Source organism: Chengkuizengella axinellae (assembly GCF_030730905.1).
Classification (GTDB): domain Bacteria; phylum Bacillota; class Bacilli; order Paenibacillales; family KCTC-33759; genus Chengkuizengella; species Chengkuizengella axinellae.
Genome location: NZ_JAVAMP010000023.1, coordinates 1 through 25089 on the forward strand (window position 1 = coordinate 1; position 25089 = coordinate 25089).

Sequence of the window (25089 nt, forward strand, 5' to 3'; positions counted from 1 at the left end):
TATTGCTTTTCAGTCTGCATATACACTAATCCTCCTCATTTGTTATTGAAAGAAAGATGAACTTTCCTACTTCAATTTAACATGAATACACAAGTCGTGGAGTTAGTTTTGAAACCGCTGTCTTTTCTTGGGTGGGTTATTTTACTATATATGTTCATTATATAATAATATCACTCATTAGACTAAATGAATATTTTAGTCAGTAGTATAAATAAAATCGATTGAACATGAAAAAGATGATAACAATATTCGAATATATGAATTTAGCTTTTCAATTAAGCATCTTTCAAAAAATGATATTTTTCTACAAAATTCCTCGCAACTCTTTCACCTATCATTCGTCTAATTTAATAGAATCCAACAGAAAGAGGAATGATAGATGACCTATATCAAAAAATGTTTAACTTTGTTACTTGCTTTCGGTTTATTTTTCCAAGTTATCCCCTTCTCTAACGTAACGGCACAAGATTTAACTACGAAATACCGTGTCTATCAAAATGACAGCCTACTTAAAGAATTCTCTAGTCTGAATCAGGCTAAAAATTATGCGAACAGTTTTTCAAACAGTTACGTTGAGGACGTCACTACTCGTGAGTGGGTATATAGTAATTTTCCTCAATTTGAGGTCATTGCAAATGGAAATCCTCTCCAGAAAAAATACAATTCTTATGATGAAGCATTACAAGAAGCACAGAAACATGATAAAGCGATTATCAAGAACCTTCATAAAACTGGAATAGTATGGAATAACTTTCCTAACTTTGTGCTTTATCAAGGAGATAAAACTTTACCAGAATGGACCTTTGAAACCTTAGAGGAGGCAAAAAAAGAAGCTTCTAAATGGGGAAATACTCATATCATAGACCTCCAATCAAATGAATGGGTTTGGGACAACGTCTCACAAGAGAAAAAAGAAGAATTTCGCAATCAAGATCCAATATATGAAATCACTGCACCTTCATTAGAAAAATCTATTAAAAGTTCATATCTTGAAGACGCAATTAGTGAAGCATTAAAAATAGAAGATTCGCTGATCGTGAATACAAAAACGAAACAAGAAGTATATTCAAACGTGAAAACCATCATAGTGAAACAAAGCGACAGGATTATAAATGCTTTTTATCACTTAGATCAGGCAATCCCTTTCGCTAAAAATTTTGTGCGAACTTCTATCGAGCATCATGGAAAAGAAATTTGGTTTAATGATCCTAACTATGAAGTACTTCAGCAAGACAATAGTTTGAAGAAATTTAACACGATTCAAGAAGCCTTACAATTTGCATTATCCGAAGAACAAACCAAAATTATAGATCGCAGAGGAAAATTGTTATGGGACAATAGTTCACGCCTTACATTTTGGGGCTGGAACGGAACATCTAATCGAGCTACAATTATGGGGCATGTTGATCAAGCTGTAGGCTTAGATGTGGATTCTCCAACTTGGTTTAAATTAAGCAATGCAACTGGAGAATTTGAAGATACTTCTGATGCTGAAACAGTGAAATTGTTGCATGAGAAAGGGATTGAAGTACACCCATTAGTACACAACCAATTCGATGGAAAATTAACATCTGCATTTTTAGCTGATGAAGCTGCACAAAACAAATTCATAAATGATCTTATAAACAAGAGTGTCAAAATTGGTGTAGATGGACTAAACATTGATTTTGAATCCGTATACGCTAGCGATAGGGATGCATACACAGCTTTTGTACAAAAGATTACAGATGCTGCCCATAAAAACAACCTTATCATCTCTATTGATTTACCAAGAGGCAGTGTAGCATGGAATCATAAAACAGCATATGATCATGAAGCGTTAGCAAAAATTGTAGATTACATTATGATCATGGCCTATGACCAACACTGGAGTGGCAGTGAAGTAGCTGGATCTGTTTCAGGTCTTCAGTGGGCTGAACAAGGAATTGAGGAGTTTTTATCGTATGGAATATCTAGAGATCAGTTAATTTTAGGAATTCCTTTTTATATACGAGAGTGGAAATTTGACAGCAATGGAAATCTAGTAGGCAATCGTGCTATTTACTCTTATGCAGTGGAAGACTTATTGAAGGAAAATGAATATACTTCAACTTGGGATGAAAGATTCAATCAATATAAAATAGAGTATCATAAAGATGGATTTACTTATGTATTCTGGTTAGAAGATGAAAAAACAGTGGAAGCAAGGTTGGAATTAGCTAAGAAATATTCTCTAGGGGGAGTTGCTGCTTGGAGACTTGGTCAAGAGCCAGCTAGTTTTTGGAACACTATCATTCAAACAAAATAACTGAAAAAAATATTTTTCAAAAAATATTTTTAAAACGAATCTGAGCATCTCAGATTCGTTTTTTTATTTTAACTGGGAGGTAGCTGATAAATATTTTCTTATTCTATAAACATTTTTCTATTTCACCCAATAAATTTTTACTATATTACCATATTAAAGTGAATTTATTCACAAAAATTTATAGTTATTTATACTTATTTACAAGATTTGAGATATATGTATACTATATTATATGACTCATGAAGTTTTGGGGTTTTATTCATAATTTTCAGAATATTAAAATAAATGTATATTTTTTCAAGGGGGTGATGATAACAAGAAAGTCATTTTTAAAGTTTGAAAGGAGGGCTGTAAGAAGTTTAGTAGATAAGTATGATTTCAAAAAATAAGTTAATAGAAAGGTGAAAATTATGAAAAAAATGAAATTGGTGTCATTCGTATTATCATTATCACTTATTCTAGGCATATTACTCATACCTATTACAAACAATGTAAACGCAGAATCTACCAAGGATGATAAATCAAAACAGCTTCAAAAACTTGAAAAAATGAGTGAGAAAACAAAAAAAGCTAATGAAAACTTCAAAGTTTCATGGGACGAAAAGAAAGGAATTCCTAGATTTATATCTGGAGAATTATCAGATCAAAACATCAATATAGTAGATTTCCTCGATGAAAATAGAGATATTTTTAACTTGGATGCTGGTGAATTTGATATTAAATCTACAGAAACTGATGAGTTGGGTATGACGCATTATCGCACACAGCAATCTGTAGATGGAATTCCAGTATATGGTGCTGAATTAATAGTTCACACTGATGAACATGGAATCGTCACTGCTATGAATGGACAAGTTGAGCCAAAACTTGAAAAGAAAAATTGGAAAAACGCTGTAAAACTATCTAATAAAGATGCAATCGATATTGCAGGGGATAATCTAAGTTTTACTCCAGATGAGAATACGTTCACAGCTGAACCTACCTCAAAATTGTTCTTATATAAACATGAGGATAAATGGCAACCGGTCTATGTTGTAGAGCTGCAGTTTGTTGAACCATATATCGGAAGAGAATTTTTCTATATTGATGCAAAAAAAGGTAAGGTACTGAAGTCAGTCAATAGAATTATTCATGCTGCTGAAACGGGGAGTGGTACTGGGGTATTTGGAGATACAAAAACATTAAATACTTATTTATCCAATGGTTTGTATTATTTATATGATACTACTAAACCAATGGATGGCATAATTAAAACTTATGATGCAGAAAATACCATGACACCCCTAGATGACTTCAATCCAAGTCCAGGAGTTTATGTAACGGACGATAATAATGTATTTGATTCCTCACGCCAACGAGCAGCAGTTGATGCCCATTTTTATGCGGGGGTCGTTTATGATTATTACTTAGATGAGCATAACCGAAACAGCTATGATAACAATGGTGCTGACATCATTTCAAGTGTTCACTTAGGAGACAATGTTGAAAATGCCTTTTGGACAGGTACTCAAATGGTTTATGGGGATGGGGATGGCAGATCTACAACCTCTTTATCCGCTTCTCTAGATGTTGTTGCTCATGAATTAACGCATGCTGTTACAGAAAGATCTGCTAATTTAGAGTATGAATTACAGTCTGGTGCATTAAATGAGTCCTTCTCAGATGTATTCGGTATCTTAGTAGAAGTTGCTTATGAAGGTTCAACAGAATGGTTGTTAGGTGAAGATATATTTATTTCACAAAATAGTGCTATAAGAAGCATGGAAGACCCTACCCTTTATGGACAACCTGCTCATATGGATGAATTTGTGATCATGCCTAACACTAGAGAAGGTGATTGGGGAGGAGTACATTACAACAGTGGAATAACAAACAAAGCTTTTTATAATATTGCTACAGATATTGGATTCCAAAAGTCTGGTGATATTTATTACAGAGCATTAACTTCTTATTTAACACAGTTTTCGCAATTTGATGATGCACGTGATGTTCTATTACAATCAGCATCTGACCTATATGGCGAAAATGGAGTAGAATATACTGCAGTTGCAGATGGATTTTCTGCTGTAGGTATTGGTGATACTACCACAACACCTAATGATGATACTTTTGAGCCAAATGGTACTTTAAGCAATGCTCATCCAATTTCTAGCGGAGAGTCCTATATTTCATATATCTCCTCCTCAAGTGATGTAGATTATTATACATTTACAACTGGCGGAGCAGGTGACATCACTGTAAACTTAACAAGCTTACCAGCAGATTATGATCTTTATTTATTAAATAGCAATGGAGTTCAATTAGAACAATCTATTAATGGAAACACATCAAGCGAGTCTATTCAATATACAGCATCAGGTGCCGACACATTCTATCTTCAAGTTTTTGGATACAACGGTGCAAACAGTACAAATGATTATGTTTTAAGTGCATCCTATCCACAAGAGCAAACAGGTGGACAATGGTTCTATGAGAATGTAAGTTATGATACACCACATCCTTATCCAAATAATCACACAGAAACATACACTTATACAAAAGCTGGTGCACAACAAGTTGCTATTCATTTTTCTGCATTAGAAACTGAATCAAATTATGATTTTGTTCATATAAAAGATAAAAATGGAAATATAGTAGCTAGTTATGACGGAACTCAAAGCGCTTTTTGGGTTACTGTAGATGGTGATGAAATCAGTGCTACCTTAGAAACTGATTTCAGTATTACTGACTATGGATTCACAATTGACCAAGTGGCTTATTTTAATGACGCACCTTTAACTTTCGGACTCTTGGATGATACAAAAGAAAACACAGCTCTTGATCAAATTCAAGAAGCAGACAAAATGAATCCAGCGGATTATGTTGCTCCAGAAAAAGGACCAGAGAAAACGATTGAAGAATAATTAAACATAAACTAAGTATAACATTCCCTCGTTATATTTAGAGATTAAAGAAAGTACTTGATTTATCTCATAAAAGCAATTTTATTACTTATATATCAATACTTAGTACAGAAATCTGCTGTGGGATTCAAGCCAATTCTTCACCGTAAATCTCTTTAACGTTTTAAAGTTTTAAAAAATCAATTTCAAAAAAACCTCCAAAATCACTTTGTGATTTTGGAGGTTTAAATTTTAGGCTTGTATAAACATCAAATAACTTACAACAAAATAACTAATCACTGCCAATATACTCGGTAATAAATAAGTAAATCCATTTTTAGATTGTTTCCTAATCAATGCATACATACATATTACGGCAAGTACAATTGTCCCAAGCACCGTATAGATATGACTTGGACTAGAAACATATAACAAACTGCCCTTACGATATAAAACATCTGTAAATATTAATATTAAAATATTGAAGGTATTGCTTCCTAATATTGAACCTATAGCCAGGTTATAATTCAACAAACGAACAGCAACGATGATGGAAACCGCTTCAGGTAAACTTGTACTTGCCGCTACTAAAAAGGTTCCAATAAAAGAAGCATCAATACCAGTGAGTGTAGCAATTTTATCAGCCGAAACTGTTAGTATCGATCCAAATACTAAAATAAATATCGCTGCTACAATAAACGAAATCAAAGCCCTTTTAAGCGTGAATTTTGCATATTTTTGTGACTCAGACTCATTAACAGGTTGAGCTGAAGGTTCATTTTCCACTTTGGAAATGAACCACATTCCCAAGCTGTAAACAATCACAAGAATTATAGAATCCAATCCAATTCCAAATATATGATAAGAAACTTTAAAATACATAGACGCCGAAATCATGATTAAAAGAGCCATCACAAGTAAATTCGTCATCGTATTTTGCTTATTTGAATAATTAAATATTTTACTCTTTCGAAAGATGATATCTACTACTGCTAAAATCATGAAGTTAAACAAATTGCTGCCTAACACATTTCCCGTTGCAATATCTGGATTATTAATGATAATGGAAGTCACACTTGTTGTGATTTCTGGCAATGAGGTTGCTCCTCCAAGCATAAGTCCTAACAATACACCATTGATGGATGATTTTTCTTTAATAACATCCACATATTTGGAAAGCTTTACCGCTAAAAAAATCGTACAAGTTGCCGCTATGAAAAAAAGCAAATAAACCATAACATCATCCTTAGTCTGTGGAAATTTAATGTATAACTGTACCTATGTATATTATTTCCAACCAAAAAATACCTATGCCAATTTTATCATAGAACTTAAATAATTTCGATTTTAAGAAAATCTCCGCCAGTTATTCTATGCTCTTTAAAGATTCAATCATATTAATGTTTTTTACCGTTCTTCTTAAGGATAAAGTACATAAAATAGTAACCGATATAGTTATAATTATTGGGAACAGTATTGAGTCTAAACTGAGAATGATAGGGAATACCATATTGTCTAAAGTAAATCTCTTAATAATAGATATATATAAAACAATACCAGTTGGAATCCCTACTACAATACCAAATATAGTAATTAATATATTCTCTATAAAGATAAGTTTATTTATTTTATTTCTATGATAGCCCAACACCTTTAAAGTTGCTAATTCCCTTATTCTTTCTGTAATATTGATTATAGATATATTATAAATTGCTGCTGAGGACAAAACTACTGCACATATAATCAACACAACAATCATATTGAATAAATTTTGCAATCCACTTTCTGTAATTTTTTGTACTTCATCTATTGATTTTACTTCCTTCACATTATTCATTGTATTGAATGTGTTATATATATTATCAATATCCATACTATCTTGTGCTTTAATCAAGAGAGTGCTAGGGGGGAAATTAACACCTAATTTAGTTAATAATTCAGGAGTAGCGAATATTTCTTGGTTTATATATTGGACAGAAATATTTGAGATTTTCACGTCTATTGTTCGACCCTTATATTCAGAACCTATTAACTTTAAACTTAGAGTATCGCCTTTAGATAAATTATAATTTTTGGCAAATCTTTCTGCTATGATTACACCTTGATTATCTAATGGCAACAAAGTTCCATTGTAATCATAATTGTTAATAAAATTATTTTCTTTACTAGTAATTATTAAATTACTGTCAACTACTTCATCAATATTAGTTATAACTACATTTGTTTCTGCTAGGGTATTATAGTACAAAGAGTTTATTGGAATACCTAGGTTATTTCTATCTTCAATTGGTGTATTATATACTACTTTCAAATCATATTGATGTACTTCATTATATTGTTTGTCAATTAATAATTCTCTAGAGTCTAAATAACCAAATGAAAGTATTAATAGGCTTACACAGCATACAATTCCTAAAGAGCTGTAAATTGCTCGCTTTTTATTTAGGAGAATATTTCTCAAAATAAGCTTATTTCCATACGATAATTTCTCCCATAATTTTGTATTTTTCTCTAGTGATGTGCTCCTAACTTCTTTAGGTGGCTTCGCTCGCATTCCTGAAGAAGCACTCTCTTTCAATATCTTTTTACAAGATAAATACGAAGAAATCACCCCAAAGAAAACAGAAAACAAAGAGGCTAATACTATGTTTTCATAGTATATATTTATTCTAAATCCTGGTAATGACACTATGGCTCTTACTTGATCCATAAATATTTCTGGTAAAAAAATTGAACCTAATACTGAGCCAATAATTCCACCAACTAGTCCAGTAATCATTGCATAACCAAGATAATGAGATATTATTTTTAAGTTATTATTTCCAAGAGCTTTCATAATTCCAATCTGAGTTCTTTGAGAATCTACCAGCCTAGAAACCGTTAGAAAAGTTATAACTGCAGCTACTAAAAAGAAGATCAGCGGAAGTATTTTTGCTAATTCTTCTTGTTGTTTTATTTCTCCAGTAAATTGTTTATAACTTAAATTAAGATCTCTTTTTAGAGTGTATAAAAAATTTGTTTGTTCTGAAGTTTCTATTATTTTACTTTCAACTAATTCTGCATCTGTTGGGTCATCTACATCGATGAGAACTTCATTATAGTTATTATTTCCTGTAATATAAGCCATAGTACTTTCTGAAACATATGCTATTCCATATTCCTTATGATTGGGGGGGAAGTCTGAAGTATCTCTAGATTTAATTGTATATTCTGAACTTTCACCAAAACCACTAATTTTTAAGAGGATATCATTAAATGGAGTACTTATTTCTATTTCATCACCTATAGAAAAGTTATGTTCTTTAGCATAGTCTGTATCTATTACAATAGATTGAAAATTTGTTGGTCTCCCCCCTCCAATGATTTGGATTTTATTTATTTTATTATTTTCAGGGATTGAATGTAGTTTTAAAGTAGTTGTTACTTCGTCAAACTTTTGATTAACATCTAGCACATAACGTCCTTCAATATTTTTTATTTCATCAATTTGACGAAATATATTTATATCTTCAGGTGATATGCTATCAAAGTAAACCCATAAATCAGTCAAGTTACTATCTTCATAATATTTTGAAGAGTATTCACTAAGATTTTTTGAGAAGGTCGAGAATCCAGCAAAGAAAAATGCACCCACAGCGATTACTAATGTAATTGATATAAATTGCCCCTTAAATTCTTTTAAATCCCTAAGTAGTTTTAATAGTAATTTACCCATTACCAATCTATTTCCTCTATAGATTTTTTAGTTTTATTTATAGTAATACTTTCAATTGTGCCGCTCTTAACTTTAATAACTTTGTCAGCCATCGGGGCAATAGCTAAATTATGTGTTATTAATACAATAGTCTTTTGAGTTTCTTTATTTATGTCTTCTAGCAGTTTTAATACTGATTTTCCAGTGTTATAATCTAAAGCACCTGTTGGTTCATCACAAAGTAAAAGCTGTGGATTTTTAGCTATGGCTCTTGCTATTGCAACTCTTTGTTGCTCTCCACCAGAAAGTTGGGAAGGGAAATTATTGATTCTATCAATTAATCCAACTCTTTCTAGTATATCTCTTGGGTTTAAGTGGTTTTTAGATACTTCAACTGAAAACTCAACATTTTCTAAGGCTGTAAGATTAGGTATTAGATTATAAAATTGAAAAACAAAACCTACTTTTTCACCTCTATAATTTGTTAGTTCTTTTTCATTAAATTTTGTAATATCTTTATCTTCTACAACTACTTTGCCTGAAGTTGCAGTATCCATACCACCTAATATATTTAAAATTGTACTCTTACCTGCTCCACTTGTACCTACTATAACAACAAATTCACCCTCATCAATGTTAAAATTCACATCAACTAGAGCTTTTATGGGAATTTCTCCTAAAGTGTACTCTTTGGCGACGCTTTCAAACCGAATTAAATTTTTATTCACTTGTTTTATGGCTCCTTTTTATATAGTAAGGCACTTTCAAAAAAAACATCAATATAGAACACTCCGCATATGGGAAATCATATCTCGATGCATCAGGAACTTTGATCTAATAAGATGGGTAGTTATTCAAACTTCATAATTGTTCCATTTATTGTTTGAAATTGCCTAATATTATTTTAGAGTAATCCCGAATCACTTAAAACATACTATTGACTAGTTATGAACTAGACTTTGGTCTAGATACTCATATTCACCAATGATAAATAGAAATTTAGAATATTCCATATCTGTATTTATAAGATATAATAATGAATAAGGAAATTTTTATATATGGAAGGAGGACTTTATAATGTCAATTACACAAGAAATTTATATTCAATCTGATCTCGATTTAGTGTGGAGAGCATGGACTAAGTCTGAAAGAATTACAAAGTGGTTTGCACCCGCAGCAGAAATTGAACTTGAAAAAAATGGAAAATTCGAGCTTTATTTCGATCCCTCCAACAAAAATAGTATGAGTACGATAGGTTGTAAGATTATAAAATACGAGGAACCCCATCTACTAGAAATTCAATGGAAAGGTCCAGATGAATTTGCAGAATTCATGAACGGGCAAGAACAATTGACAACTGTTAAAATTGAATTAGTATCAAAGGATGGTGGTACCAATGTTACATTGGAGCATTCTGGCTGGCTAGATACGGATGATTGGCAAAGCGCTAAAATGTGGCATGTGAAAGCTTGGGAACAAGCACTTTCAAGCCTTAAATCTAACATGGAATCTGGTGAAGGGATTTTATGTTGTAAATAGGAATAAGATAAAGCTCCAAAACTAGTGCTTTCCTAGTTATTGGAGCTTTTTTTACTTGCTATATTTTAATCTCTTTCAATGATTTGATCACGTTTTGGACCAACCGAAATCCATTTAACAGGGACATCTATTATTTTTTCGATATACAATATATAGTTTTGAGCATGTTTTGGAAGTTCTTTGAATGTCCTTACCCCTGTAATATCTTCCTTCCACCCAGGTAATTTATCGAAAACTGGCTTTGCTTGATCTAGTTTTGCAGACACAGGGAAATGAGTAGTAGATTCTCCATCAACCTGATAGGCTGTACAAATTGGAATTTCATCTAAATATCCAAGCACATCCAGATTAGTTAGTGCAATTTCAGTTGCTCCCTGCAGCATACATCCATACTTAGTTGCAACTCCATCAAACCACCCCATTCGACGCGGTCGTCCAGTTGTCGCACCATATTCTCCTGCATCTCCTCCTTTCTCCCTAAGTTCATTCGCATCTACTCCTTGTATTTCTGAAACAAATGGACCTGCTCCTACACAACTAGAGTACGCTTTTACTACCGTTACAATTTTTTTAATCTCATAAGGGGGCACACCTGCTCCTACAGAAGCAAAACCAGCAAGTGTAGAAGAAGAGGTTGAGTACGGATATATGCCATGGTCTGGATCTCGCAATGCACCAAGCTGTCCTTCAACTAAAATAGGTTCACCTTTATTTATTGCATTTTGTAAAAGATGAGTAGTATCACATACAAATGGTTTAAGTTGCTCTGCTTTCTTTAACAGTTCCTCTAGTAAATCATCGATTTTAAATTCAGGATTTCCATATAAATTTCGCAGCAGTACATTCTTTGACACTAAAGATGATTCTATTCGTTTCCTAAGATATGAAGGTTCATATAAATCTGCTACCTGTACTCCAATTTTCAAATATTTATCAGAATAAAATGGAGCAATTCCAGCTTTTGTTGAACCAAATTTCTCTTTTCCCAAACGTTGCTCTTCTAAATGATCAAATAACTTATGATAAGGAAGCACGATTTGTGCCCGATCAGACACAAATATTTTAGGTTCAGGAACACCTCTTGCTATCAACTCCTCACGTTCACGCAAAAAGTCAACGATATTCAATGCAACTCCTGGACCAAGCACATTTACGACATTAGGATAAAAAACACCCGATGGCAGCATGTGTAACTGAAATTTCCCAAACTGATTTATTATCGTATGTCCTGCATTACTTCCACCTTGATATCGAACAACATAATTTGACTGAGCAGCAAGCACATCGGTAAGTTTACCCTTTCCTTCATCTCCCCAATTCGCCCCTACTACAGCTGTTACACTCATTATCATTTCTCCTTTACATTTGAAATCATTTCCTATTTTTAATTATAATGAGTATAGTAATATAAAAAAAATGAATATTATTTATATAAGATATAAAGGAGACTAATAGTATGGTTTTAAATATGGAATGGTATCGCGTTTTTTATTTTACTGCAAAAACAGGAAGTCTTACCAAAGCAGCTGAGGAACTCTTTATTACTCAGCCAGCTGTCACTCACTCTATCAAACAATTAGAATCAAAAATAGGTGGACAGTTGTTTTTTCGCACATCTAAAGGAGTTAAGCTTACTTCAGAAGGTGAGGTGCTTTATAAATACATCGAACAAGCATACAATTTCATCCAAACTGGAGAAAGAAAAATTGCAGAAATGCAGCAGTTAATGGATGGAGAAATTAAAATCGGAGCTGGAGATACCCTCATAAAACACTATTTATTACCTTATTTGAAGGAGTTTAATGAAAGTTATCCTGACATACATATTCAAGTGACTAACCGTACCACTCCAGAAACAATTGAATTGTTGAGAAAAGGGAATATAGATTTAGGCATCGTAAACCTACCTATTGAAGACAAAAATTTAAATATCATTGAAACATTGCATATCGAGGATTGTTTTATTACTGGAAATAAGTATAAACATCTTGCTGAAAAGCCTATTTCGTTAGAGACACTCATTAATTATCCTGTCATATTACTAGAAAAAGGAAGCAACACTCGTAAGTATATTGATTCCTTTACTAAAGAGAATGGTATAATGATTTATCCCGAGATCGAACTTGGCAGTTTAGATTTACTAGTCGATTTCTCTAAGTCTGGATTGGGAATTGCATGTGTGATCAGAAACTTTATTTGTAATGAACTCGCAAACTCAAGAGTATTTGAAATTAAACTTGAGAAACCAATTCCTCCTAGAAAAGTAGGAATTGTCTCATTAAAAAACGTCCCGCTTTCTACCACAGCGAAACGTTTTATAGATTTGATATCTTATAATTAGTATGTTTCTAACATTCTAACATAATCACTATGCACATAACCAAACTCATAATCTTGATTGTCAGAGATGATTTTGTACCATGTTTCTCCATCTACTTTCACTTCATCCATGATAACCATCGATATACCATTTATTGGATATTGATATATTTCTTCATATCGTTCTTCTAGTGCTTGATTACGATAACCAGGATCAAGACGAACTCTTAGGAATGTTGTATGTGAATCTACTATCGCCAGGTTATATTGATGAATATCTTTTTCTCCCAAATATTTATCAATCGTAAACATCCTACCTGCAACCTTTTGCCCCCAATAAGGATCAGAGGCATACATCACGTTGATCCCTGCACCTTTACTCCCTAAAAACGCTCCGTGGTAATAACCTGTCGTATGATCCCCATGTGTCATAAATCTATTTGAGAGGTCTGCTGCAACTGACATGACACTATCTTCAAAGCTATCATATTGTGTAGCACTGTTTACAGGATCACTGTCTATTGCATTATTACCAAATAAATTAAAATTCATAGTTGCTATATTACTTGTTCCCCATTCACTCTCATGAATAGCAAGAGACATCAGAAATAAAGCATTAACATTAAATTCTTCTTCTGCTTTTTTAAATACATGGCCAAATCCAATCAATGGACTATCAGGTTCCAACTCACTATTTAAGAATGAGTCTAATTCAGCCGCACTATAATTTGTATTTGTTCTCAAAGATAAATAAGTAAAATATGAATAAGCAATGTCATTATTAAAAGAAAATCCATCCATACTATATGCCTTTTCTCCCTCATTTAAAAATTCAGGAGCTTCCCCAACAACATAAGGACCTTCATATGCCTCACCATTATAAATATAATGATGCAATAGATTATTCTCAACCAAATAATAAGATCGTTCTTGAATTAACTGTTTTGGTATGAGCTTCACATCATTTATATTAACAAAACCTCGAACACCATTAACTAGTATTTCTACTCTACTCAAATTATTCGTTATTCCCACAAACTCCATCTCTGTTGCAGCATTCACATAGGTTAATCTATTATTTCCTATATCAGAACGATAAATAGAAACCGTATTATGATTCAAATCAAGTGCTCGTATGATCCCCTCTTTCATCCATACAATGTTTCTATTTTCCAATATAACCTGAGATTCATCTATTACATTTTCAAATGCTGCATCAAAACTACCATACTCCTCATCTTTAATCGTTAAGATACCATTTTCAACTACACCAATATAGTAATCTAGCTTCCTTAAATCTTTATCCTTTACACGTGATAAAAAGACTGAGAACTGATTCATCGTTATTGATTGTTTTGGAGCAAAAATCCCATTTCCAACACCAGTTGTAATTCCATTGGAAGCCATCGATTGAATAGCATCGTAAGCCCAGTGTTCTGGAGTTACATCTGAAAATACAAAAGGAACAGCTGAACGATTATTGATATCATAAACTCTTGTAAAAACAGCCGCTATCTCAGCTCGGGTCATTTCTGCCTCTGGTTTAAATTGTGCACCCTTCACTATATCCTGAAAGTATCCATAATCCATCACTGCTTTGATTTCATTAAAATACTTATGTTTATTATCTACATCAGTAAGTTTAAGCTCTTTTCCATTCATAGTTTGTAGGTTCAATTCCTCATAAAGTAAAAATGCAACGTGAAATCTTTTTAACTTCAATCCAGATTCCGAATAAATGGAAAACTTCTCCAAACCTTTCTCATTTTGATGAGATTCAGCCTGAACTTGAGTTATACCAGCTAATAAAGCAACTATTAAAAATGAATAAAAAATTTTACACAAACTACTTTTCAAATAATCTCCTCCAACTACAGTTTTTAATAACATTATACATAATAAGGAAAATTTCGTCATCTACCCCAGTAAATAAGTTAAAACTTCAGGAAACCTTTTTCTAAAATATTCATAGTTATGCTGACCATCCCTAATGACTTCAAATCTGCTCTTTGTTATCTTATGTTTTAAGATTTCATATACAGATTGATTCGAATCAAGAAATAGTTTACTTACTTTTTTATCCTTATTAGACTCTTTCGTACCACAGTCTAAATAAAATCTTTCTACTAATGATAAATCTGACTTCTCTACTAATTTTTCAATTTCTTCTTGATTACGAAAATATGCACAAGAAACAGCTGCTATTCTGGTAAATAGTTTTGGATATTGACAAGCTGCATATGTTGAAATCAATCCCCCTAATGATATACCTGCCATGTAATTGCTATCTTTGAGAGTACGATACTTGTTATCTATAAAAGGTTTCAGTTCTTTTACAATAAAATCAACATACTGGACACCTTGACCTCCCAAGTTACTTTGTTCTCCCAATATTTCTTTGCTATATTCACCATTGACCCAAGGGCAATATTCATTTACTCGTTCTTCACCTGTTTTTGAATCAATAGCGATTACGATCAACTCTACTCTATTTTTATCCAAATATTCCTCCAGTCCTAATGAAATCCCTCCGACAGCATCATCATCGTTAAATACATTACCCCCATCATGCATATATAAAACTGGATAAGATTTGTTATCCTCATGATAACCTTTTGGTAAATATACTCTAATGATTCTATCTTGTTTAAATGGAGTTATATGGATTGAAAAAATCTCTAACATAATAAACCTCTCCTCTATCTTTATAATAAAAAAGGAATCATAATAGATTCATTCTAATAATAATATAAATGAAAGTTCGCTAGATAGGAATGATACTTTTACATTTGAATATATTTATAAGACATAGATTAAATTTAATACAGCCAATGACTTAGATCTGGACGAGGGGATCGAAATGTTTAAAATCAAAAAAACATTACAGCATGAAAATCGGACTTTTTTTATGTGGGTTGATTCATTCATCCCTTACTTATACGCAATTGGTATTACTCTCATTATTGGATGGATGATGATTTCCTCAGTTTTGCTGGGATTTAAAACTTATAATGAAGATCCATTTTCTTTTTTCTTGCTTTCGGAAAATACGCAGCTATATGAAAATACGAACGAGGAACCTTTGAAAATAGATTCGGAGACTCAAATACAAGTTAACGTTACAAGTTCAAGTAAAAATAGCCCTTGGTATTCATTTTTAAACTCCATTATAGAATCAGATTTGTATGGCATTATTTTTAGAGGCATTTTTTTATTAATGATTTGGATATTTGTCTTTTTGGTCATTCCTATTGGATTCAGAAGACTAAAGAGGATCAAATTATTTCGGATGGAGATTGAAGTGGAGAATGTAGAAAAAGCAGCCATTCAAACGATAGAAATAACAGGGGGGAAAGCTAAATTAATGGCTTATTTATCTAGTAAAGATGCCGAAGCAACAACGTTAGAGTTTTTAAATGATGAAACCTCCACTCCTTCCATTGATTTTCATGAAGTGCTGGAACATTTTTTAATGGAAATTAAAGAAGGTTATCAAAAGCAGTTTGATGCTCATTTCGTGTATGAGATTGTTTTGGAAGACTTTCCTGACAAATTCAATCTTTTAATACAAGAATCAAAAGAAACTGAAAAAGTGATGATTAGAAACAAAATAAACAACGAAAATTTATTCAGAAAAAACTATCTGCTCATGTACTACTCTTTTCATGAACAAGAAATGGTTACGATTTTAAGCAGTTATACTTATGAATTTGATGTATTAGATAAACATCTGATTGAATTATTACATCACAATATCAGTAAAAACATTGAAAATATCGAGTATATGGTTGCTTTAACAGATCCTCCTTCAGAAAGCTAATAATTCCCTTGACGTTATAACTAGTTTCTATATATCATAAAATAAAGGGGTGATTACGATGTCAAGAACTCCAATCAGAACGTCAGATATCAAAAGACGCGCATTAAAAAAGCTAGCTAATCGAAATCATAATTCAAATCATTCAAAATACATAGCTACTGGGCAAATCGTAAAAACAGTCCATGTGAATAAAGACGAACCGCTTGTAAAAAAAATTATGGGATTTAAATAAAGAGAATCTTGCTTTCAGACTAGTACTGGATGTACTGATGCATCGTTAGTCACAGGACGTGACTGATTTTAGATGTAAACGATTCTCTTGGTACTCCCCCTTGAAAAATGAAAAAGGGGGGAGTCTTACAGCATGAGAACGTGATAAACTCAAATTCAAATGTGAGTTTATTTTTTTTTATGTTTAAAACAACTAGCATGTTTTCTGGCAGCTTCTTTCATTACAGGATTCGAGCCAACTAATTCTGAGGGCTGTTTAATGTCCAATTCCTTTAAATTAAGATCACTAATTTTTTTGAATTTTTCACCCTTTAATAACCTCTTATACACTTCAGACATTGCCAACGGTATCACCTCGAACATACAATCTTATTCTATAATTTATTCTTAGGACTGTTTTATTGTGAGCCTATTCTATTTGGATGTTCACCTAAATCAAAAAATACACCAATTGTGAAAGTGATATATTCACTTCACAAAAGGTGTATTACTAGCTTTATGTTTTTTAAGCTGCTTTACTCATTCTCTGTTTGTATCGGTTTTCCCTTATCGGCAATCATACTCCATGTCTGTCCACCATCATTACTTTTATACATATCAATGTTGTTATAAGTAGTTATAACTATTTCTTCAGTATTTGTAGGGTTTTGAGCTATATATTGAATTGTATCCTCTGTCATATCAGGAACACTCACTTGGGTGATTTCCCCTGAATCAAGATCCAATTGTTGAAGTCCAGCTTGACCAGCATATGTGCCAACCCATAACTTTCCATTAAAATCAAAATAAGCACCTAATACTTGAAATCCATCAAATAATTTTTCAAAAGAATCTCCATTGTCTCTAGATAGGTATAATCCATCCGAATTTCTATTAAATAACGCTACAATACCATTATCATTAGGATGAACAGCTATCCCTTCTGGGACTATCTCTGTTGGGAAGCCTGCCATTTGACTCTGTGTCCATGTTTGTACCTCATCCTTTGTATAGTATAAACCTGGATTAGATATAATTTCATTTGGCACATGATTTATTACATATAATGTTTGTTTGTTATAGGAAATGCCTGTCGTATGAAAATCAACTTGACCATATAAGGCTAGTTGTTCTAAGCTTTTCCCCTCATCTGTACTCTTCACAATACCTAATGGATCTTTTAATTGAGATCCTAGTGCAGGGTGTCCACTAGCATAAAATCCATCATTTGTTTTCGCAAATCCCATATAATCATGATTTTCTCCCTCACCATCACGCCAATTGCCATCTTCATAAACTTTTAGACCCGTATGTGTTGCTAGTACAAGGTGATCTCCTTCCGAGTTATATCCCATACCATGAATGTGTCCAAACTCAGTCACATTATTACTTTCCCCACCTGGGTTGAAAAATACTACAACACTAATTACAACACCCACTATGGATATGATCCAGCCTATACGCAGCCACTTTACATGGTTTTTCAATGTTTTTCGTTGTTTCCGTTCCTCCTGATTTTTTGAGTTTTCCATTGTGTTTATTTTATATTGTTTAATAAAATATAAAATGATAAATAATAGAAAAAGGAATCCGAAACCGAAAAAGGAGTATAATGAAATCATTGAATCTGTTGTAGATTCTTCTTCCCCCCCATGGGCTGCAGCGATGGCTGGCAATATTGTCATTCCTAGTAAAAACAAAGTAAAAACCTTGTTAAGCTTCATTCATTAATCTCCTTTATTCAAAATTACTCAACTGCGTGTGTATTTTTCAAATTTTCAATTTCTTGTGCAAGTTTCTTATTCTGTTCTTTTATTTCATTTAGTTCATTTAAATTTGCATCATTATTTTGATGCTGTTCATTTCCATGACAACAAGCTGCTTTATTGTTTTTTTCTGCATGTTTATGTCCATGGCCACCATGCATTCCCTTCATCATAAAGATCATCATAATAGGACAAATCAATAATATAAGCAATGATAACCAGTCCATACATTCTCCTCCTATTTTACATTATTCATACTTCTATAGAAAATTATTTAGACTTCACCGTTCGCGGCAAGTCCATTTTCATATTGGTTGTATCATTTTCACTATAACAATAAAATTTGCAGAAAGTTTGAAGAAACATTAGTTACCTAAACTCAACTTTCTCCATATCACTCAGGTTCGTTATGATATTCTCCACCTAGTTCAAACGATGAATAATATCCATTATACTTCACTGCTGTGACCATTCCACCAGTTGCATGGAGAAGATCATGGCAATGGAACAACCAATCTCCTGGGTTATCCGCAATAAATAATATTTCATACTGTTCATGTGGTTCTACGTTAATAAGATCTTTAACTAAAGGATTTTCAAGAGATAGTCCATTTTTAGAAATCACTTGAAAATAATGACCATGTAAATGCATCGGATGATCTAACATACTGTTATTCGTTATCCTTACTTTAACAAGATCCCCTTTTTTTACTTGAATAGGTTCTGTATCAGGGAATGTTTCTCCATTAATAGTATAAGTCATTCCTCCTTGCATCATCCCCATTCCAGCAGAAAGGTCCATTGTATATTCGATATCAGGTTCTTGATTGGGGTCTATAATAGAGTCCATTTTCCCTTGCTGTGATATATCCATAATTTTTAATTGGCTGGCATCTCTATATGAAGCATAATTTTCCTCCTCAACACCAGCAATATTAACTGGAATCAAGATATCTTTCGCTTCTTCTACAGCATTAGGACTGTCTATAAACCAATCCATCGTTCCAGTTTCCGTAAATTCCAAATCAATTCTTTCTCCAGGAGCAATGATAAATACATCCGTAGTTAATGAATTTCCCTCTACCTCTTTGCCATCTATAGCTGCTATTCGATAAGAATGATCATTCAAATATAAAACATGTTTTTGATAACCAGCATTAATGATTCGTAACCTTACTATTTCACCAGCATTAATATCAATTGGATTAATATTAGGAGCACTTTTTCCATTCACTGTGAAAGTTTGATACATCATTTGTGAATCCATTTCTCCTGGAGTACTGCCATCCCCCATCATGGAATTCATCATCCCTCTATTATTTTCACCTACATCCCATTCATCCAACATTAAAACGTAGTCTTTATCATAACTTTTCTCCTTTGGTTCAACGATGAATGCACCATAAAGTCCACGGTCAACTTGCTCAAAACCATTTTGATGGGAATGATACCAATATGTGCCTGCTTCCAAAGCTTTAAATTGATACGTAAACGACTCTCCAGGCTGTATGGCATTTTGAGTTACACCCGCCACACCATCCATCACATTTGGTAAAACCATGCCATGCCAATGGATAGTCACAGGTTCATCTAACTCATTTTTCAAATTCACCTCAACCCATTCACCTTCTATTACACGTATCTCTTCCCCTGGGACGGTTCCATTATAAGTCCATGCTTCTATTGATTCTCCTTTTATATTCCATGTTGCCTTTTTTGCAACCAATTCAAAAAAATTGATTTTCTCTTCCATTTCTGGCTTTTCTAGAGGAATATCCAAAATACTTATCCCCTCTAATCCTGCACTTTTGTTTTGATCCTTTACTTGACAACTTGCTATGATACCTATAATCGTAACTAAAATTAAAAGAGTTATAATATATTTCATTTTCCATATCTTCTTTATACTCATTGTTATTCCACTTGCATTTGAGCATACTTTTTTTCTGATACTTCATCTATCAAATGCAATTTATCCATCCCCTTTCTAATATTATATTAGCGAGGAATTGTGCAGAAAGTTTTGAGAAGAATGTCCTGGAGTTCATTTAACATTACTTAATTACGTCTTTTTATTATCTGCATCATTTCTCCACACTTTAACTTTATAATCATATTGGATTAGGAAAAGGAGTTATTAAATGAATAAAACAGTTACTTTATTTACTTTCTCAGTAGCTCTAATCATCCTCTTTGTAGGAATTCCATTAGGCTGGTATACAAATACTTCAAATGATCAAACGCCTACTTGGCAGCAAATGAGCCAACAACAATTAATAAATGAATTGAATGGACTAGATACAGTAATTGTAGATTTGAGAGAGGAAATTTTATATGAGGAAGGGCATATTCCAGGTGCAGTAAATATACCATTTGCAGAAATAACAACACGGTTTACGGAATTAGACAAGAATAAAAAAATCATTTTTGTCTGTCATACTGGGAATATGGGAGAAAGCAGCAGTCAGTTTTTAATCAAAAATGGATTTTCAGATGTTGCTAACTTAAGTGGTGGAATGGCAGGGTGGTCAGGTCCTATTTTCTTAAAATAAAGAGGTACTATCCTTTAGAAAAGGCCTGATCGAGTATCCGACCAGGCACCTTTAAATTAATACTTCATGCTATTATTTTTATGATTCTACAATAAATTCCCCAACCATTCCTGCTTCTTTATGGCCAGGTACAGTACAATAAAATTCAAATTCACCAGTTTCTTTTGGAATGAATTTAATGCTTACCGTTTGTCCTGCATTGGCATTCATATGGATGTTATTCATTTCATCATCTTTCTTTTTATCATGACCTTCATCAGCGTAAACAGTTTGAATACCGAAAAATTGATCTATAAATGATAGCTCATCTGAATGATCTGCCATTTCACTCATATAAGTAATTTCTACCTCTAAGTTACTTTCAGTTAAATCATGAAAAATTTTACCATCATTTGTTAAAACTAGTTCGTATTCTTTTCCAACTACTAAGGTGATTTTATCTGGATCATAACCCATTTCAAATGCTGACACTTCAATGGTTAAATCTTCTACTTTTTCTACTTCTGTTGGCTCTTGGGATTTTTCTGATACAGTAGCATCATTAGTATCTACTTCTTGTAATCCTTCTTGTTCTTGTTGTTCTTGTTGTTCTACTTGTTGTTCTTGTTCTTGTTGTACAGTGCTAGGATCTTTTTCTAAAGATTGCTCATCGTTAGGTGAACACCCAGCCAAAATAATAATAAATAATCCTAAAAACACCAAATATTTTTTCATAATACAATCCCCCATCGTTTAAATTTTCTAATTCAAATAAAACATATAGGTATACTAGGTAAGAGTATAATCTATTAAAATATAAAACAATTTCTAAAATAAATCTACTGCAAGATTTTTTCTATATTAACTTTTCAAATATAATAAACCTGACTATGCAGTAAAAATTATAAGAAATTGCATCGTTTCTTCATACATGTTTGCTATACTGCAAGATATTCATTTAAAAGGAGGGTGTCTGTCACATGAATTCAAAACAAAACCGACGGGAATTTCTCAAAAATTCTGCAAAAGGAACTTTAGGTTTAATCACATTGTCTGCTATTCCACTCACTTTAACTGCTTGTAGTGATGGTGAAAATATAAATACGAGTGCAATGGCAAACTTAGGACCTCTTGAAGATTTGAAGAAAGGACCTTTCCCTAAAAAAGTAGATTATGTTGTAACCATTGAAGACGGTTGGGTTACTCAAGAACGCAGTGGATTTGTTTTTATTCAAATGGAAGAAAACAATAATGAAATGATGATCATGTCTCCTATTTGTACTCATCTTGGCTGTACTGCATCCTTTGCAAAAGAAGATCAAAAAAAAGAAGGAATTACCTTCTTTTGTCCATGTCACGGAGGAGAGTATGATGAATTCGGAAATAATATTGGAGGTCCTCCTCCTAGACCTCTTGATGTTTTTCAACCCTATATAAAAGATGGAGAAGTTTACATTCCTGTCCTAAGCCCTACTGAACGAACATGAAGTTTTGTTATTGTACTAAACAAGGGAAACATTAAGACATATCCTTGTTTAGTACAAATTGAGACAATTCGATCAACTATAATATGGGTAAAATTCCATACAGAAATATAAGAAATTCAACTCTCTAAGAGGTTGGATTCTTTAATTATAAAAAATAGGACCAAGCTGCTTAAAGAGGTAAAAAAACACAAAAAACATGGATGCTATCAAAACAGGATGATGAAAAAATTTATTTATTACCCCTTTTGTAACCTTTGTTTCGTGTTGTACCATATAAATTAATATTAAAAAAACGCCTATAAAAATTATATAAAACACACTCACAATAGAATTATAATAATTAGATGATATCATTCCCCCTAACATTGCACCCATCATGCCCCCCATTAAACCTGATAATATCCCATCTAATACAGCCATAATGCTTATAGGAGAACCTAATAAAAAACCTGCTATCATTCCTATAATCATCCCCACTAAAGTTGAGATAAATAGATCTAAAAATATAATACCAACGATAATTCCAACCTCTAGACCTACGATCATTCCAATTGTCATTGCTACCATCATGCCTGTCATACAAGAAATTTGTTTTCTTTTCTTAAACATGAAAATAAATAAAAACAAGGTAAAAAACACAATAGAAGACACTATAAATAATAAGCTTTGAGTCAATGCTTTTCCCTCCAAATTAAACAGTTTGTACACAATATGCTATGACTCTTAAAGTAAGCCATATTTTTTCACTTCCATTCAAAGAAAAACAAAAAGAAAATTTTATCACGATTCTGCACAATTCCTCCCAATTTATCTGTTACTGTTCTTTATAAAATCTAATTTTGATTACTGGGAGTTTATTAATGAAAATACGATATATACTGATTGCTTTCACAATAGCATTACTCTCTATCTTAGTAGGTCTGCAGCTTCTTAAAGCTGAAACACTGCCACAAATAAACAAGGTTGAGCAAAACTTATACATTAGGGAAACAGAAGAAGACTCAAACCCACCTATAAAGGAATTTAATATTGCAACAAAAGTATTAGATTGGGATTTTGGAAAAGGTACAATGGAACAAGTCTGGACTTATAACGGAACTGTTCCAGGGGAAGAAATTCGAGTTACTGAAGGAGATACAGTCAAAGTAAATTTACATAATACACTACCTGAACCTGTGACCATTCATTGGCATGGTATGGTATTGCCGAACACGATGGATGGAGTAGCAGGACTTACACAAAATGCTGTAAAACCTGGGGAAATGTTCACCTATGAATTCATTGCAAATAAAGCTGGGACCTATTGGTACCATTCACATCAAGACAGCGCAAATCAAGTAGACAAAGGTTTATACGGAGCCTTTGTTATAGAAAAAAAAGAAATATCGTATGATCAAGATTTTGTATTAATGTTAGACGAATGGTCACTGCCGATAGATATCAATACCTTTTTGACAAATGATGATCAAGAAGTAAACTACGACCAGTTAGAAGATACCCCTCTTTTAGGAACAACATTAGATATAAGTCCATCATTCGGAGACTCAGATACAGAGATGTTATATAACGCATTTACTGTAAACGGAAAACTTTTTCCAGATATTCAGCCTATTTTGGTAAACCAAGGTGAAACTGTTCGACTGCGTATCATTAATTCTGGTTATATGAAACATTGGTTAGATTTTGGCAAACAGTCTTATAAAATCGTTGCTGCTGATGCAAGCGATATTCAGAACCCAATCCTTACAACAAATATTTTAGAAATCGCACCAAGTGAAAGAATTGATATTGAATTCGAAGCTGAAAATAAAGGTCTTTGGTATCTACAAAGTGCAGACTTAGATTTTGCCTCTTCTGATATGAGAGTACCCATAATCATTGATGGTTCTAATCATGCAGCACCTCAAAAAATAGATTATAAAAAGGATATATTAAGACCTACAGAATATAAAACCATGGATCCATTATTCTTAAAAGATGATATTCCAACATTCGAATATGAAATGATTTTAAATGCAGATGTTAAGTGGGGCGAGGGTTTACAGTTTACAATTAACGAAAAAGCTTTTCCAGAAACGATACCATTAAAGGTCAATGAAGGTGATCTTGTTAAAGTAAAAATGATAAATGAAAGCATATACGACCACCCCATGCATTTACATGGACATCCATTTCAAGTTATATCAAAAAATGGAAACCCTCTAGAGCAAGCTTTAATAAAGGATGTTATTAACATATTACCAGGTGAGGAGTACGAAATTATGTTTAGAGCGGATAATCCTGGTCACTGGATGTTTCATTGTCATGACTTGCTGCATGCTGAAGGCGGAATGAAAACAACAGTGAAATATAATGATTATACTGTACCTTACCTTCTGAATTAAAATTTTGGTGATTGAATTTTGCAAGAAAAATTTAACTAACGGTAGTCAGAAAGCATATGAAACCTTAGAGAAATCAAAATCCACTCGTCCACCATCCATTTATCAATCATTCCACCAAATGAATCCTTTCTGTAACGTTAAGCAAATTTCGACAAGCGATTTATGATTAT

The 25089-nt window shown here is 32.7% G+C and carries 21 protein-coding genes; 9 read left to right on the top strand and 12 right to left on the bottom strand.

Translation table 11 applies throughout. The features are described 5' to 3' along the window. Positions 1-379: 379 nt before the first annotated feature. Together Q5Y73_RS23325 and Q5Y73_RS23330 are read left to right on the top strand one after the other, a co-directional pair. Positions 380-2287 carry a glycosyl hydrolase family 18 protein gene (locus Q5Y73_RS23325; RefSeq protein ID WP_305994335.1) on the top strand — a complete coding sequence of 636 codons (1908 nt, stop codon included), beginning with the start codon at positions 380-382 and terminating at the stop codon, positions 2285-2287. Positions 2288-2697: 410 nt separating this feature from the next. After that, entirely contained in the window at positions 2698-5190 is a 2493-nt protein-coding gene (locus Q5Y73_RS23330) for a M4 family metallopeptidase (protein WP_305994336.1), read from the top strand. 231 nt (positions 5191-5421) lie between these two features. Here Q5Y73_RS23330 and Q5Y73_RS23335 read toward each other — a convergent pair whose 3' ends face one another. The 3 genes from Q5Y73_RS23335 to Q5Y73_RS23345 all read right to left on the bottom strand — a co-directional run bounded on the left by Q5Y73_RS23335 (position 5422) and on the right by Q5Y73_RS23345 (position 9591). Then, the gene (locus tag Q5Y73_RS23335) at positions 5422-6405 is read right to left on the bottom strand and encodes a sodium:calcium antiporter (protein ID WP_305994337.1); all 984 of its coding nucleotides are present in this window, start codon (positions 6403-6405) and stop codon (positions 5422-5424) included. Positions 6406-6535: 130 nt separating this feature from the next. After that, a complete protein-coding gene (locus Q5Y73_RS23340; RefSeq protein WP_305994338.1) occupies positions 6536-8884 on the bottom strand; it encodes an ABC transporter permease in 2349 nt (782 codons plus the stop codon). Then, positions 8884-9591 (bottom strand): ABC transporter ATP-binding protein, encoded by a 708-nt coding sequence (locus Q5Y73_RS23345; protein ID WP_305994339.1) that lies wholly within the window; start codon positions 9589-9591, stop codon positions 8884-8886. The genes Q5Y73_RS23340 and Q5Y73_RS23345 overlap by 1 nt, the downstream gene beginning before the upstream one ends. A 349-nt stretch (positions 9592-9940) precedes the next feature. On the opposite strand from Q5Y73_RS23345, the gene Q5Y73_RS23350 reads away from it, so the two are divergent. Beyond that, positions 9941-10402 (top strand): SRPBCC family protein, encoded by a 462-nt coding sequence (locus tag Q5Y73_RS23350; protein WP_305994340.1) that lies wholly within the window; start codon positions 9941-9943, stop codon positions 10400-10402. Between the two features lie 65 nt (positions 10403-10467). Here Q5Y73_RS23350 and Q5Y73_RS23355 read toward each other — a convergent pair whose 3' ends face one another. After that, on the bottom strand, positions 10468-11748 hold the full coding sequence (locus tag Q5Y73_RS23355; protein ID WP_305994341.1) for an adenylosuccinate synthase: 1281 nt from the start codon (positions 11746-11748) through the stop codon (positions 10468-10470). A 110-nt stretch (positions 11749-11858) separates the two neighbouring features. On the opposite strand from Q5Y73_RS23355, the gene Q5Y73_RS23360 reads away from it, so the two are divergent. Beyond that, positions 11859-12743 carry a LysR family transcriptional regulator gene (locus tag Q5Y73_RS23360; protein ID WP_305994342.1) on the top strand — a complete coding sequence of 295 codons (885 nt, stop codon included), beginning with the start codon at positions 11859-11861 and terminating at the stop codon, positions 12741-12743. On the opposite strand, the gene Q5Y73_RS23365 is transcribed toward Q5Y73_RS23360, so the two are convergent. Both Q5Y73_RS23365 and Q5Y73_RS23370 read right to left on the bottom strand, forming a co-directional pair. Beyond that, positions 12740-14578, bottom strand: coding sequence for a glucosaminidase domain-containing protein (locus Q5Y73_RS23365; protein WP_305994343.1), 1839 nt, complete (start codon positions 14576-14578; stop codon positions 12740-12742). The two genes, Q5Y73_RS23360 and Q5Y73_RS23365, sit on opposite strands and share 4 nt — an antisense overlap. A gap of 60 nt (positions 14579-14638) precedes the next feature. Further along, positions 14639-15406, bottom strand: a complete 768-nt coding sequence (locus tag Q5Y73_RS23370; RefSeq protein ID WP_305994344.1) for an alpha/beta hydrolase — start codon at positions 15404-15406, stop codon at positions 14639-14641. A gap of 175 nt (positions 15407-15581) precedes the next feature. On the opposite strand from Q5Y73_RS23370, the gene Q5Y73_RS23375 reads away from it, so the two are divergent. Together Q5Y73_RS23375 and Q5Y73_RS23380 are read left to right on the top strand one after the other, a co-directional pair. Then, positions 15582-16541, top strand: coding sequence for a hypothetical protein (locus Q5Y73_RS23375; protein WP_305994345.1), 960 nt, complete (start codon positions 15582-15584; stop codon positions 16539-16541). A 58-nt stretch (positions 16542-16599) separates the two neighbouring features. Further along, positions 16600-16773 carry a hypothetical protein gene (locus tag Q5Y73_RS23380; protein ID WP_305994346.1) on the top strand — a complete coding sequence of 58 codons (174 nt, stop codon included), beginning with the start codon at positions 16600-16602 and terminating at the stop codon, positions 16771-16773. A gap of 167 nt (positions 16774-16940) precedes the next feature. On the opposite strand, the gene Q5Y73_RS23385 is transcribed toward Q5Y73_RS23380, so the two are convergent. The 4 genes from Q5Y73_RS23385 to Q5Y73_RS23400 form a co-directional block, all read right to left on the bottom strand. Next, complete coding sequence (locus Q5Y73_RS23385) at positions 16941-17111, bottom strand: hypothetical protein (protein ID WP_305994347.1); 171 nt, start codon at positions 17109-17111, stop codon at positions 16941-16943. A gap of 176 nt (positions 17112-17287) precedes the next feature. Beyond that, positions 17288-18475 (bottom strand): F510_1955 family glycosylhydrolase, encoded by a 1188-nt coding sequence (locus tag Q5Y73_RS23390; protein ID WP_305994348.1) that lies wholly within the window; start codon positions 18473-18475, stop codon positions 17288-17290. 23 nt (positions 18476-18498) lie between these two features. Further along, positions 18499-18744: a DUF2933 domain-containing protein gene (locus Q5Y73_RS23395; RefSeq protein ID WP_305994349.1), complete on the bottom strand. Its 246-nt coding sequence runs from the start codon at positions 18742-18744 to the stop codon at positions 18499-18501. Positions 18745-18911: 167 nt separating this feature from the next. Beyond that, positions 18912-20405 carry a multicopper oxidase family protein gene (locus Q5Y73_RS23400; RefSeq protein ID WP_305994350.1) on the bottom strand — a complete coding sequence of 498 codons (1494 nt, stop codon included), beginning with the start codon at positions 20403-20405 and terminating at the stop codon, positions 18912-18914. Positions 20406-20658: 253 nt separating this feature from the next. On the opposite strand from Q5Y73_RS23400, the gene Q5Y73_RS23405 reads away from it, so the two are divergent. Beyond that, the gene (locus tag Q5Y73_RS23405; protein WP_305994351.1) at positions 20659-21069 is read left to right on the top strand and encodes a rhodanese-like domain-containing protein; all 411 of its coding nucleotides are present in this window, start codon (positions 20659-20661) and stop codon (positions 21067-21069) included. A 78-nt stretch (positions 21070-21147) separates the two neighbouring features. Here Q5Y73_RS23405 and Q5Y73_RS23410 read toward each other — a convergent pair whose 3' ends face one another. Continuing rightward, a complete protein-coding gene (locus tag Q5Y73_RS23410; RefSeq protein WP_305994352.1) occupies positions 21148-21783 on the bottom strand; it encodes a plastocyanin/azurin family copper-binding protein in 636 nt (211 codons plus the stop codon). Between the two features lie 245 nt (positions 21784-22028). Here Q5Y73_RS23410 and Q5Y73_RS23415 point away from each other — a divergent pair, with 245 nt between their 5' ends. Further along, positions 22029-22535: a QcrA and Rieske domain-containing protein gene (locus Q5Y73_RS23415; protein WP_305994353.1), complete on the top strand. Its 507-nt coding sequence runs from the start codon at positions 22029-22031 to the stop codon at positions 22533-22535. A 141-nt stretch (positions 22536-22676) separates the two neighbouring features. On the opposite strand, the gene Q5Y73_RS23420 is transcribed toward Q5Y73_RS23415, so the two are convergent. After that, positions 22677-23210 (bottom strand): hypothetical protein, encoded by a 534-nt coding sequence (locus Q5Y73_RS23420; RefSeq protein WP_305994354.1) that lies wholly within the window; start codon positions 23208-23210, stop codon positions 22677-22679. Positions 23211-23395: 185 nt separating this feature from the next. Between Q5Y73_RS23420 and Q5Y73_RS23425 the strand changes: the two genes are divergently transcribed. Continuing rightward, the gene (locus tag Q5Y73_RS23425; RefSeq protein WP_305994355.1) at positions 23396-24919 is read left to right on the top strand and encodes a multicopper oxidase family protein; all 1524 of its coding nucleotides are present in this window, start codon (positions 23396-23398) and stop codon (positions 24917-24919) included. Positions 24920-25089: the final 170 nt, after the last annotated feature.

Excerpts from the sequence above, each read along its gene's own strand:
- Q5Y73_RS23325 (WP_305994335.1), top strand. The coding sequence starts at position 380 with ATGACCTATATCAAAAAATGTTTAACTTTGTTACTTGCTTTCGGTTTA.
- Q5Y73_RS23330 (WP_305994336.1), top strand. The coding sequence starts at position 2,698 with ATGAAAAAAATGAAATTGGTGTCATTCGTATTATCATTATCACTTATT.
- Q5Y73_RS23335 (WP_305994337.1), bottom strand. The coding sequence starts at position 6,405 with ATGGTTTATTTGCTTTTTTTCATAGCGGCAACTTGTACGATTTTTTTA.
- Q5Y73_RS23340 (WP_305994338.1), bottom strand. The coding sequence starts at position 8,884 with ATGGGTAAATTACTATTAAAACTACTTAGGGATTTAAAAGAATTTAAG.
- Q5Y73_RS23350 (WP_305994340.1), top strand. The coding sequence starts at position 9,941 with ATGTCAATTACACAAGAAATTTATATTCAATCTGATCTCGATTTAGTG.
- Q5Y73_RS23355 (WP_305994341.1), bottom strand. The coding sequence starts at position 11,748 with ATGAGTGTAACAGCTGTAGTAGGGGCGAATTGGGGAGATGAAGGAAAG.
- Q5Y73_RS23360 (WP_305994342.1), top strand. The coding sequence starts at position 11,859 with ATGGTTTTAAATATGGAATGGTATCGCGTTTTTTATTTTACTGCAAAA.
- Q5Y73_RS23370 (WP_305994344.1), bottom strand. The coding sequence starts at position 15,406 with ATGTTAGAGATTTTTTCAATCCATATAACTCCATTTAAACAAGATAGA.
- Q5Y73_RS23375 (WP_305994345.1), top strand. The coding sequence starts at position 15,582 with ATGTTTAAAATCAAAAAAACATTACAGCATGAAAATCGGACTTTTTTT.
- Q5Y73_RS23380 (WP_305994346.1), top strand. The coding sequence starts at position 16,600 with ATGTCAAGAACTCCAATCAGAACGTCAGATATCAAAAGACGCGCATTA.
- Q5Y73_RS23385 (WP_305994347.1), bottom strand. The coding sequence starts at position 17,111 with ATGTCTGAAGTGTATAAGAGGTTATTAAAGGGTGAAAAATTCAAAAAA.
- Q5Y73_RS23390 (WP_305994348.1), bottom strand. The coding sequence starts at position 18,475 with ATGAAGCTTAACAAGGTTTTTACTTTGTTTTTACTAGGAATGACAATA.
- Q5Y73_RS23395 (WP_305994349.1), bottom strand. The coding sequence starts at position 18,744 with ATGGACTGGTTATCATTGCTTATATTATTGATTTGTCCTATTATGATG.
- Q5Y73_RS23400 (WP_305994350.1), bottom strand. The coding sequence starts at position 20,405 with ATGAAATATATTATAACTCTTTTAATTTTAGTTACGATTATAGGTATC.
- Q5Y73_RS23405 (WP_305994351.1), top strand. The coding sequence starts at position 20,659 with ATGAATAAAACAGTTACTTTATTTACTTTCTCAGTAGCTCTAATCATC.
- Q5Y73_RS23410 (WP_305994352.1), bottom strand. The coding sequence starts at position 21,783 with ATGAAAAAATATTTGGTGTTTTTAGGATTATTTATTATTATTTTGGCT.
- Q5Y73_RS23415 (WP_305994353.1), top strand. The coding sequence starts at position 22,029 with ATGAATTCAAAACAAAACCGACGGGAATTTCTCAAAAATTCTGCAAAA.
- Q5Y73_RS23425 (WP_305994355.1), top strand. The coding sequence starts at position 23,396 with ATGAAAATACGATATATACTGATTGCTTTCACAATAGCATTACTCTCT.